The sequence below is a fragment of the Ensifer adhaerens genome (genome assembly GCF_002940685.1).
GTDB classification, from domain to species: Bacteria; Pseudomonadota; Alphaproteobacteria; order Rhizobiales; family Rhizobiaceae; genus Ensifer; species Ensifer adhaerens_E.
This window is the reverse complement of record NZ_PNFP01000009.1, coordinates 74,187-84,198: the sequence shown is the minus strand read 5'-3', so window position 1 is coordinate 84,198 and position 10,012 is coordinate 74,187. Positions and strand designations below refer to the sequence as shown.

The window sequence follows — 10,012 nt, the reverse complement described above, 5'->3', positions numbered from 1 at the left end:
GCTCGCGACCAAGCCAGTGCCCGCTGGCCGTGACGCATTTTCGGGGAATACATGCCCTGAAAAAAACCGGAGGAACGAGAGATGGACATCATACAAGGTGGGTCGAGACCTTCGATGCGCGCTCCGGCGGAGTACTTCACCGGCACGGTGCGTCAGGACCCGGTGATCGAGGCCGCGGCCCCGGCGCGCGTCCGTGCCGTCAGCGTCACCTTTGAACCTGGCGCCCGCACTGCCTGGCACACCCATCCGCTCGGCCAGACATTGGTCGTGACCGCCGGCCGTGGCCTTGCCCAAAGCTGGGGCGGCCCCGTGCGCGAGATTCGCGTCGGTGACGTCGTCTGGTTCCCGCCAGGCGAAAAACATTGGCACGGTGCCGCGCCGGACACTGCCATGGTGCATCTGGCGATCCAGGAGGCGCTTGACGGCAAGGCCGTGGATTGGCTGGAGCATGTGAGCGACGAGCAGTACCGCGGCGCGTAACTGCGCCGCGCATGCGGGCTCGCCGGCGCTGAAGGTCTTGGCGCTTGTGGCGAGCCGAGCGTCGCAAATCGCGGGAAGCCGTCGCGACTGGGCCGTCTGGTCCCTTATCCGGCCATTCAGGGTTGGTGCTCATCCGGAAGCGCAGGCACATACGAGTGCGGCAGGAAATTGCGAACAGCAAATTCAACTGCGGTGAATGACGTCTATTTTCTGGGAGAAAATGGTGGGCGATGAGAGACTCGAACTCCCGACATCCTCGGTGTAAACGAGGCGCTCTACCAACTGAGCTAATCGCCCTTCCGCGTTTGGACCGGTTCAGTCCGCCGCGTCGGTGGCCGTGATCTAGGCGTAACCGAAAAAAACCGCAAGAGCATTTGTATCGTTTTTATGATTTTTTTTGCGAGCGCCTGCGCGATGCCCTGAATTGCAGGGGTTCGTGGCTGTGGACAAGAAAGCGTCTCTTCTCTTGGAGGAGTGGCAGGGGAGGGCGCGGAAAAGAATCGCCGGGCGAGTTCGCCGTGCGGGACGGAGGGCGATCGGAATGGCGACGCGGCTGCGTCCCGTGAAATGAACCGGACCTGCCAAGCTTTGTCGCCTTGCTGCCCTGTGGATCATTTTCGCCCTGTGGATCAATTTTCATTCCGTCACGGATTTGTCTTCAAACACGCTTGACACCCAAATGCGAACCGCTTAGTTAGCCGCTCATCGAACGGGCAAGCCCGCTCGGTGCCGGGGCGGAAACGCCTCAACCAAGTCAAGAGGATGCGGGTGTAGCTCAGTCGGTTAGAGTGCCGGCCTGTCACGCCGGAGGTCGCGGGTTCGAGCCCCGTCACTCGCGCCATTTCTCCTCTCCGGTTTTCCTTTGAAATGTGCCAGCCCTCGGGCTGGATTGTGCACTGCGGCAATCTGTCTCGTCCTGCTTTGTTTTACCGTAAAGTTCCCGTCGGCCCACGAATCCGCGCTTTGTCGGTACCACCCGTCTGATCCTGTGTCGCGAACCGGTTTAAATGGCCCCTCAAGGCTTGCGCGACGGCGCGGGCTGCGCTAACCACTCCGGCGTTGCAACATATTTTTCGGCCTGCGAGATTTGTTGATCTGGCGCTCTCCCATGCGCCCTCCCGCAGGCAGGGACGGATAACAATGACTGAACTTCTCGGTTCCTATGTTCCGATCGCGATTTTCATTGGAATCGCATTGGTGATCGGTGTGGCGCTCCTGATTGCTCCCTTCGCCGTCGCCTTCAAGGCTCCTGATTCGGAAAAGCTGTCGGCCTACGAGTGCGGCTTCAATGCGTTCGACGACGCCCGCATGAAGTTCGACATCCGCTTCTATCTCGTGTCGATCCTCTTCATCATCTTCGACCTCGAAGTTGCCTTCCTCTTCCCCTGGGCGGTCTCGTTCCATGAGTTGGGCTGGTTCGGCTTCTGGTCGATGATGGTCTTCCTCGGTGTGCTGACGATCGGCTTTATCTATGAATGGAAGAAGGGAGCGCTGGAATGGAACTAGCATCCGGCACCACGCTCGTTGCGCCGAAGGCCAAGGGGATCATCGATCCCTCGACCGGCAAGCCGATCGGCAGCAATGACGCATTCTTCGGCGAGATCAACAATGAACTCGCCGACAAGGGCTTTCTGGTCACTTCGACCGACGAGCTCATCAACTGGGCCCGTACCGGCTCGCTGATGTGGATGACCTTCGGTCTCGCCTGCTGCGCGGTCGAGATGATGCAGATGTCGATGCCGCGCTACGACGCCGAGCGCTTCGGCTTTGCGCCGCGCGCCTCGCCGCGCCAGTCCGACGTCATGATCGTCGCCGGCACGCTGACCAACAAGATGGCGCCCGCGCTCCGCAAGGTCTATGACCAGATGCCGGAGCCGCGTTACGTCATCTCGATGGGCTCCTGCGCCAACGGCGGCGGCTATTACCACTATTCCTATTCGGTTGTTCGCGGCTGTGACCGCGTCGTTCCCGTCGACATCTACGTGCCAGGCTGTCCTCCCACGGCAGAAGCGCTGCTTTACGGCGTGCTCCTGCTGCAGAAGAAGATCCGCCGGACCGGCACGATCGAGCGCTAAGGGCAGGGGGTCTTTGATATGAGTGAAGCCCTGAACGAGCTTGCATCCTACCTGCGCGAAACGCGTGGTGCGCTGATCTCCGACGCGTCGCTGGCCTATGGCGAGCTGACGCTGACGACGACGTCGGCGAACCTCATCGCGCTGCTGACGTTCCTGCGCGACGACGTGCAATGCGCCTTCGTCAACTTCGTCGACGTCTGCGGCGTCGACTGGCCGCAGCGCCCGGACCGTTTCGACGTCGTCTACCACCTGCTGTCGCCGCGCCAGAACCTGCGCGTGCGCGTCAAGGTTTCGACCGGCGAGAATGAACCGGTTCCGTCGGCAACGCCGGTCTATCCCGGCGCCGACTGGTTCGAGCGCGAAGCCTACGACATGTACGGCATCCTGTTCACCGGCCATCCGGACCTGCGTCGTATCCTGACGGACTACGGTTTCGAAGGACACCCGCTGCGCAAGGACTTCCCGGTCACCGGTTTTGTTGAGGTGCGTTATGACGACGAAGCCAAGCGCGTCGTCTACGAGCCCGTCGAACTGAAGCAGGAATTCCGCAACTTCGACTTCCTGTCTCCCTGGGAAGGCACGGACTACGTGCTCCCCGGCGACGAGAAGGCGAAAGCACGGTGAGACTAAATGGTCCGCGGTAGCCGCCAAGCGGCTGCCGTCCGGCCTGGAGCAATCGGTATGACCGAACACAACGTCCGCAACTTCAATATCAACTTTGGCCCGCAGCATCCGGCGGCGCACGGCGTTCTTCGTCTGGTGCTCGAGCTTGATGGCGAAATCGTCGAGCGCGTCGATCCGCATATCGGCCTGCTGCATCGCGGCACCGAAAAGCTGATCGAAACCAAGACCTATCTGCAGGCCGTGCCCTATTTCGACCGCCTCGACTACGTGGCGCCGATGAACCAGGAGCATGCCTACGCGCTGGCGATCGAGAAGCTGACGGCGACGGAAGTTCCGATCCGCGGCCAGCTCATCCGCGTTCTCTATTCGGAAATCGGCCGCATCCTGTCGCACCTCTTGAACGTCACCACGCAGGCCATGGACGTTGGCGCACTGACGCCGCCGCTCTGGGGCTTTGAAGAGCGCGAAAAGCTGATGGTGTTCTACGAGCGTGCCTGCGGCGCGCGCATGCACTCGGCCTATTTCCGTCCGGGCGGCGTCCACCAGGACCTGCCGCACGAGTTGGTCGAAGATATCGGCAAGTGGATCGATCCGTTCCTGAAGACCGTCGACGACATCGACGAACTCTTGACCGGCAACCGCATCTTCAAGCAGCGCAACGTCGACATCGGCGTCGTCAAGCTCGACGATGCCTGGGCTTGGGGCTTCTCGGGCGTGATGGTGCGTGGCTCGGGCGCTGCCTGGGACCTGCGTCGTTCGCAGCCCTACGAGTGCTACTCGGATATGGAATTCGATATCCCGATCGGCAAGAACGGCGACTGCTTCGACCGCTACCTGATCCGCATGATCGAAATGCGCCAGTCGGCCCGCATCATGCGCCAGTGCGTCGATCGCCTGCTCGGCGATGCCAAGGTCGGCCCGGTTTCGTCGCTCGACGGCAAGATCGTTCCGCCGAAGCGCGGTGAGATGAAGCGTTCGATGGAAGCGTTGATCCACCACTTCAAGCTCTACACCGAAGGCTATCACGTGCCGGCCGGCGAAGTTTACGCCGCCGTCGAAGCGCCGAAGGGCGAGTTCGGCGTCTATCTCGTCTCCGACGGCACCAACAAGCCCTATCGCTGCAAGATCCGTGCCCCGGGTTACGCGCATCTCCAGGCGATGGATTTCCTCTGTCGGGGACACCAGCTTGCCGACGTTTCGGCCGTGCTGGGCTCCCTCGATATCGTGTTCGGTGAGGTGGACCGCTGATGCGTCTCGCGCCCCTGGCCACGCTCGCTCTTCTCGCGTTCGCATCGGCCGCTCCCGCCCAGGAGCAGCTCGATACGGGCACGACGTCGGGCGGCATGCGCGGGGGCTCGATGGCCGATCTCGTTGCCAAGGGCTACGAGATCAAGGCCGCGGTCGCCAATGGCACGCGCTACATCGTATTTTTGCAGAAAGACCAGTCAGCCTATGCCTGCGAATTCGTCTCGGTGACGAAATCGCGGTGCGGTTCGATTAACTGATAAGGTGTCCACTAGAATGTCCGTTCGTCGACTAGCCGAAGACACCGTCCAGCCAGCGAGCTTTGCCTTCAGCAAGGAGAACGCCGCCTGGGCGAAGGAAACGATCAACAAATACCCCAAGGGTCGTGAGCAGTCCGCCGTCATCCCGCTGTTGATGCGCGCTCAGGATCAGGACGGCTGGGTCACGAAGGCCGCCATCGAGTCGATCGCCGACATGCTCGGCATGCCCTACATCCGCGCGCTCGAAGTTGCGACCTTCTACACCCAGTTCCAGCTGAAGCCGGTCGGCACCCGTGCGCACATTCAGGTGTGCGGCACGACGCCCTGCATGCTGCGCGGCGCCGAAGATCTGATCAAGGTCTGCAAGAAGAAGATCGCCCACGATCCCTTCACCCTCAACGAGGGCGGCACGCTCTCCTGGGAAGAAGTCGAATGTCAGGGCGCCTGCGTCAACGCGCCGATGGTCATGATCTTCAAGGACACCTTCGAAGACCTGACGCCCGAGCAACTCGAGCAGATCATCGACCGTTTCGAAGCAGGCAAGGGTGCTGAAATCACCCCCGGTCCGCAGATCGATCGCATCTATTCGGCTCCGGAAGGCGGCCCGACAACCCTCATGCTTGTGGATGCCGCTCCGGCCAAGGCTGCGACTAGCGCCGCCAAGAAGGTGAGCGATGCTCCGGCCGTCTCCGTGCCGCCGTCGAATGCCGGTCGCGCCAAGACCGCGTCGGCCGTGACCGACCCATCGCTGAAGACCCCGGCGACGGCAAAGGCGGAAGCCGCTGCCAACGCCAAGGTCGAAGGCGACACCGTCGACAAGTCGAAGCCGGCCAAGGCTGCTGCCGTTTCCGGGAAACCGTCGCTGGAGGACAAGAACCGTCCGGCCGGCATCGAAAAGCCGGCGGCGACCGACGACCTCAAGCTGATCTCGGGCGTCGGTCCGAAAATCGAAGGTACGCTCAACGAACTGGGCATCTACACCTACGCGCAAGTTGCTTCGTGGAAGAAGGCGGAGCGCGAGTGGGTCGACGGATACCTGAATTTCAAGGGCCGCATCGAACGCGACGACTGGGTCAAGCAGGCCAAGGCGCTCGCCAAGGGCGGCGAAGCCGAATACATCAAGGTCTTCGGCAAGAAGCCGCGGTAAAGAGGTGAATTATGCTCAGAGATGAAGACCGCATCTTTACCAATATCTACGGCCTCAAGGACAAGTCCCTGAAGGGCGCCATGGCGCGCGGCCACTGGGACGGCACCAAGCAGCTGCTCGAAAAGGGCCGTGACTGGATCGTCAACGAAGTGAAGGCTTCCGGCCTTCGCGGTCGTGGCGGCGCCGGCTTCCCGACGGGCCTCAAGTGGTCCTTCATGCCGAAGGAAAGCGACGGCCGTCCGCATTATCTCGTGGTCAACGCCGACGAGTCCGAGCCCGGTACCTGCAAGGACCGTGACATCATGCGTCACGATCCGCATACGCTGATCGAAGGCTGCGTTATCGCCAGCTTCGCCATGGGTGCCCATGTCGCCTACATCTACGTCCGCGGCGAATTCGTCCGCGAGCGCGAGGCGCTGCAGGCGGCGATTGACGAGTGCTACGCCTATGGCCTGCTCGGCAAGAACAACAAGCTCGGCTACGACATCGACATCTACGTGCACCATGGTGCCGGCGCCTATATCTGTGGCGAAGAGACGGCGCTGCTCGAAAGCCTTGAAGGCAAGAAGGGCCAGCCGCGCCTGAAGCCGCCGTTCCCGGCGAACATGGGCCTCTACGGCTGCCCGACGACCGTCAACAACGTCGAGTCGATCGCGGTCACCCCGACGATCCTGCGTCGCGGCGCTGGCTGGTACACGAGCTTCGGTCGCCCGAACAACCACGGCACCAAGCTCTATTCGGTCTCCGGTCACGTCAACCGCCCGTGCACGGTCGAAGACGCGATGTCGATCCCGTTCCATGAGCTGATCGAAAAGCACTGCGGCGGCATTCGCGGCGGCTGGGACAACCTGCTCGCCGTCATCCCCGGCGGTTCGTCCGTTCCTTGCGTGCCTGGCGCGCAGATGAAGGACGCGATCATGGATTTCGACGGTCTGCGCGAAGTCGGTTCCAGCCTTGGAACCGCTGCCGTCATCGTCATGGACCGCTCGACCGACATCATCAAGGCGATCTGGCGTCTCTCGGCCTTCTACAAGCACGAGAGCTGCGGCCAGTGCACGCCGTGCCGTGAAGGCACCGGCTGGATGATGCGCGTGATGGAACGCATGGTTCAGGGCCGCGCCCAGAAGCGCGAGATCGACATGCTGTTCGACGTCACCAAGCAGGTGGAAGGTCACACGATCTGCGCGCTTGGCGACGCGGCCGCCTGGCCGATCCAGGGCCTGATCAAGCATTTCCGTCCGGAGATGGAAGCGCGCATCGACGAATACACGCGCAACGCGTCGTCGCATGGCGCGGTTCTGGAAGCGGCGGAGTAACCCGACGATGGCCGGCGCACGCGAAGAGGGACAGATGAAGGGACAGGCCGAAACAGGCATTCCGTTCGCACGTCCGCTTGACGGCGATCCGGCCGATCCGTTCGGCATGGGCGAATGGATGAAGGGCCTTTCACAGGTGCCGCTGCATCCGCTGATGGTTCATCCGGCAGCCGCAGTTGCGGCGGCGACCGCGATCGGCCTCGGTCTCACGACCCAGATTGCAGGCGCCATGATCGGCGCGATGCAGGGGGCCGTCGAGGCGGCGCAGAAGCGGGCAGAGCCCGCAGCGTCTGACAAGACGACCGCCGTTGTCGCAAAGACGGTGCAGGCCGACGCAAAGCCGGAACCGGTTGCCAAGCCGTCCGCGCCTGCCAAGCGCGCAGCCGCAAAGCCGGTAGTCGAGAAGGGTGCCGCTCAAAAGGCGGTCAAGGTTCGCGCGACGCGCGCCAAGGCGAAAGCCACCGACGACCTCAAGCTGATCTCCGGCATCGGCCCGAAGCTCGAGCAGGTGCTGAACGCTAAAGGGATCAGCGGCTTTGCCGACATCGCCGGCTGGAGCGAGGCGGATGTCGCCCGCTTCGACGACGAACTCGGTTTCGGCGGGCGGATCAAGCGGGACGATTGGGTTGGACAGGCCAAGGCGCTGAAAGGCGCTTGAGACAATAGGGGCGGGGGACCGGAGACGGCCATCGCCCGCAAGCAGCAAGGCTGTGTTGGAATTGTCCGTCGCCGATGGGCCGACGGACGGAAGACAGGATTGAGTACGAAGATGGCAAAGCTGAAAGTCGACGGAAAAGAGATCGAGGTACCGGATCATTTCACGCTGCTTCAGGCGTGCGAAGAGGCCGGGGCTGAAGTTCCGCGCTTCTGTTTCCACGAGCGGCTTTCGGTCGCCGGCAACTGCCGCATGTGTCTGATCGAGGTGAAGGGAGGGCCGCCCAAGCCCGCCGCTTCCTGCGCCATGGGCGTGCGCGACCTCCGTCCGGGCCCGAACGGCGAGGCCCCGGAAGTCTTCACGACCACGCCGATGGTCAAGAAGGCCCGTGAAGGCGTGATGGAATTCCTGCTGATCAACCATCCGCTCGATTGCCCGATCTGCGACCAGGGCGGGGAATGCGACCTGCAGGACCAGGCCATGGCCTTCGGCATCGACTCGTCGCGCTACCAGGAAAACAAGCGCGCCGTCGAAGACAAGTATATCGGCCCGCTGGTCAAGACCGTGATGAACCGCTGCATCCACTGCACGCGCTGCGTCCGCTTCACGACCGAAGTCGCCGGCATTGCCGAGCTGGGCCTCATCGGCCGCGGCGAAGACGCCGAGATCACCACCTATCTCGAGCAGGCGATGACCTCGGAACTGCAGGGCAACGTCGTTGACCTCTGCCCGGTCGGCGCGCTGACCTCGAAGCCGTTTGCCTTCACCGCCCGTCCGTGGGAACTGAACAAGACCGAATCCATCGACGTGATGGACGCGCTCGGTTCGGCGATCCGCGTCGATACCCGCGGCCGCGAAGTCATGCGCATCATGCCGCGGGTCAACGAGGACATCAACGAAGAGTGGATCTCCGACAAGAGCCGCTTCATCTGGGATGGCCTGAAGACGCAGCGCCTCGATCGTCCTTACGTCAAGAAGGACGGCCGTCTGCAGCCGGCCACCTGGGCCGAAGCCTTCCAGGCGGTCAAGGCCGCGGTTGCCCAGACCTCTGGCGACAAGATCGGCGCGATTGCCGGCGACCTCGCTTCGGTCGAAGAAATGTTCGCGTTGAAGAGCCTGATCGCAGCGCTCGGCTCCGAGAGTGTCGACTGCCGCCAGGACGGTGCAGCACTCGATCCTTCGCTCGGCCGCGCCAGCTACCTCTTCAACCCGACGATCGCTGGCATCGAAAGCGCTGATGCGCTGCTGATCATCGGCTCCAACCCGCGCTTCGAGGCTTCGGTTCTCAACGCCCGGATCCGCAAGCGCTACCGCATGGGCAACTTCCCGATCGCCGTGATCGGCGAGCCCGGCGAACTGCGCTACGAATACGAATATCTCGGCGCCGGCACCGAAACGCTTGCCGAACTCGTTTCCGGCAAGGGCAAGTTTGCCGCCACCTTGAAGAAGGCGCAGCGCCCGATGATCCTCATCGGCCAGGGTGCTGTTGCAGGGGAGGGCGGCGCTGCCGTTCTGTCTGCCGCCGCCAAGCTCGCAGGCGCCGCCGGTGCGGTTACCGCCGAGTGGAACGGTTTTGCCGTTCTTCACACGGCTGCTTCCCGCGTCGGTGGCCTCGACCTCGGCTTCGTTCCAGGTGCAAACGGCAAGACGGCGGCCGAAATGGTCACCGCTTCCGATGTTCTCTTCCTGCTCGGCGCTGACGAGATCGATCTTGCGGAACGCAAGTCCGGCTTCACGGTCTACATCGGCTCGCACGGCGACAACGGCGCGCATGCCGCCGACGTCATCCTGCCGGGCGCGACCTACACCGAAAAGTCCGGCACCTGGGTCAACACCGAGGGCCGCGTTCAGGTCGGCAACCGCGCTGGCTTCGCACCGGGCGACGCACGCGAGGATTGGGCGATCATCCGCGCGCTGTCCGACGTCCTCGGCAAGAAGCTGCCCTTTGATTCGCTTGGCGAATTGCGCTCGAAGCTCTATGCGGCCCACCCGCATTTCGCCGATATCGACGCGATCGCGGCCGGCAACGGCGACGAAATTGCCGCACTTGGCCAAAAAGCCGGTGAGATGGGCAAATCCGTGTTTGCGTCTCCGGTCAAAGACTTCTATTTGACGAACCCGATAGCGCGCGCATCCGCCGTCATGGCCGAATGCTCGGCTTTGGCACGCAACAATTTCAAAGCTGCGGCGGAATGAGCGCGAAGGAATAG

The 10,012-nt window shown here is 62.7% G+C and carries 10 protein-coding genes and 2 tRNA genes; 11 read left to right on the top strand and 1 reads right to left on the bottom strand.

Going from position 1 to position 10,012, the window contains the following annotated elements:
- The first annotated feature begins 81 nt into the window (after positions 1 to 81).
- Positions 82 to 480 carry a (R)-mandelonitrile lyase gene (locus C1A35_RS18400; protein ID WP_104665719.1) on the top strand — a complete coding sequence of 133 codons (399 nt, stop codon included), beginning with the start codon at positions 82 to 84 and terminating at the stop codon, positions 478 to 480.
- Between the two features lie 221 nt (positions 481 to 701).
- Here C1A35_RS18400 and C1A35_RS18395 read toward each other — a convergent pair.
- Positions 702 to 777: transfer RNA gene (locus C1A35_RS18395), tRNA-Val, on the bottom strand.
- Between the two features lie 467 nt (positions 778 to 1,244).
- Between C1A35_RS18395 and C1A35_RS18390 the strand changes: the two genes are divergently transcribed.
- The 10 genes from C1A35_RS18390 to nuoG all read left to right on the top strand — a co-directional run bounded on the left by C1A35_RS18390 (position 1,245) and on the right by nuoG (position 9,998).
- Positions 1,245 to 1,321, top strand: a tRNA-Asp gene (locus tag C1A35_RS18390).
- Positions 1,322 to 1,620: 299 nt separating this feature from the next.
- Positions 1,621 to 1,986: an NADH-quinone oxidoreductase subunit A gene (locus C1A35_RS18385; RefSeq protein ID WP_034803593.1), complete on the top strand. Its 366-nt coding sequence runs from the start codon at positions 1,621 to 1,623 to the stop codon at positions 1,984 to 1,986.
- Positions 1,977 to 2,555 (top strand): NuoB/complex I 20 kDa subunit family protein, encoded by a 579-nt coding sequence (locus C1A35_RS18380; protein ID WP_104665718.1) that lies wholly within the window; start codon positions 1,977 to 1,979, stop codon positions 2,553 to 2,555. The genes C1A35_RS18385 and C1A35_RS18380 overlap by 10 nt, the downstream gene beginning before the upstream one ends.
- A gap of 18 nt (positions 2,556 to 2,573) precedes the next feature.
- Entirely contained in the window at positions 2,574 to 3,179 is a 606-nt protein-coding gene (locus C1A35_RS18375; protein ID WP_077961569.1) for an NADH-quinone oxidoreductase subunit C, read from the top strand.
- 57 nt (positions 3,180 to 3,236) lie between these two features.
- On the top strand, positions 3,237 to 4,427 hold the full coding sequence (locus C1A35_RS18370; protein ID WP_104665717.1) for an NADH-quinone oxidoreductase subunit D: 1,191 nt from the start codon (positions 3,237 to 3,239) through the stop codon (positions 4,425 to 4,427).
- Positions 4,427 to 4,684, top strand: a complete 258-nt coding sequence (locus C1A35_RS18365) for a hypothetical protein (protein WP_104665716.1) — start codon at positions 4,427 to 4,429, stop codon at positions 4,682 to 4,684. Before C1A35_RS18370 ends, C1A35_RS18365 begins: the two co-directional genes overlap by 1 nt.
- Before the next feature lie 16 nt (positions 4,685 to 4,700).
- Positions 4,701 to 5,831 carry an NADH-quinone oxidoreductase subunit E gene (locus tag C1A35_RS18360; protein ID WP_104665715.1) on the top strand — a complete coding sequence of 377 codons (1,131 nt, stop codon included), beginning with the start codon at positions 4,701 to 4,703 and terminating at the stop codon, positions 5,829 to 5,831.
- 11 nt (positions 5,832 to 5,842) lie between these two features.
- Positions 5,843 to 7,147, top strand: coding sequence for an NADH-quinone oxidoreductase subunit NuoF (nuoF, locus tag C1A35_RS18355; protein WP_043626148.1), 1,305 nt, complete (start codon positions 5,843 to 5,845; stop codon positions 7,145 to 7,147).
- Positions 7,148 to 7,154: 7 nt separating this feature from the next.
- Positions 7,155 to 7,805, top strand: a complete 651-nt coding sequence (locus C1A35_RS18350) for an NADH:ubiquinone oxidoreductase (protein WP_104665714.1) — start codon at positions 7,155 to 7,157, stop codon at positions 7,803 to 7,805.
- A gap of 111 nt (positions 7,806 to 7,916) precedes the next feature.
- A complete protein-coding gene (gene nuoG / locus C1A35_RS18345) occupies positions 7,917 to 9,998 on the top strand; it encodes an NADH-quinone oxidoreductase subunit NuoG (protein WP_104665713.1) in 2,082 nt (693 codons plus the stop codon).
- Positions 9,999 to 10,012 lie beyond the last annotated feature (14 nt).

What these genes read in the sequence shown, in the direction of transcription:
- C1A35_RS18380 (WP_104665718.1), top strand. Translation starts at nt 1,977, where the DNA reads ATGGAACTAGCATCCGGCACCACGCTCGTTGCGCCGAAGGCCAAGGGG.
- C1A35_RS18360 (WP_104665715.1), top strand. Translation starts at nt 4,701, where the DNA reads ATGTCCGTTCGTCGACTAGCCGAAGACACCGTCCAGCCAGCGAGCTTT.
- C1A35_RS18375 (WP_077961569.1), top strand. Translation starts at nt 2,574, where the DNA reads ATGAGTGAAGCCCTGAACGAGCTTGCATCCTACCTGCGCGAAACGCGT.
- nuoF (WP_043626148.1), top strand. Translation starts at nt 5,843, where the DNA reads ATGCTCAGAGATGAAGACCGCATCTTTACCAATATCTACGGCCTCAAG.
- nuoG (WP_104665713.1), top strand. Translation starts at nt 7,917, where the DNA reads ATGGCAAAGCTGAAAGTCGACGGAAAAGAGATCGAGGTACCGGATCAT.
- C1A35_RS18365 (WP_104665716.1), top strand. Translation starts at nt 4,427, where the DNA reads ATGCGTCTCGCGCCCCTGGCCACGCTCGCTCTTCTCGCGTTCGCATCG.
- C1A35_RS18400 (WP_104665719.1), top strand. Translation starts at nt 82, where the DNA reads ATGGACATCATACAAGGTGGGTCGAGACCTTCGATGCGCGCTCCGGCG.
- C1A35_RS18370 (WP_104665717.1), top strand. Translation starts at nt 3,237, where the DNA reads ATGACCGAACACAACGTCCGCAACTTCAATATCAACTTTGGCCCGCAG.
- C1A35_RS18385 (WP_034803593.1), top strand. Translation starts at nt 1,621, where the DNA reads ATGACTGAACTTCTCGGTTCCTATGTTCCGATCGCGATTTTCATTGGA.
- C1A35_RS18350 (WP_104665714.1), top strand. Translation starts at nt 7,155, where the DNA reads ATGGCCGGCGCACGCGAAGAGGGACAGATGAAGGGACAGGCCGAAACA.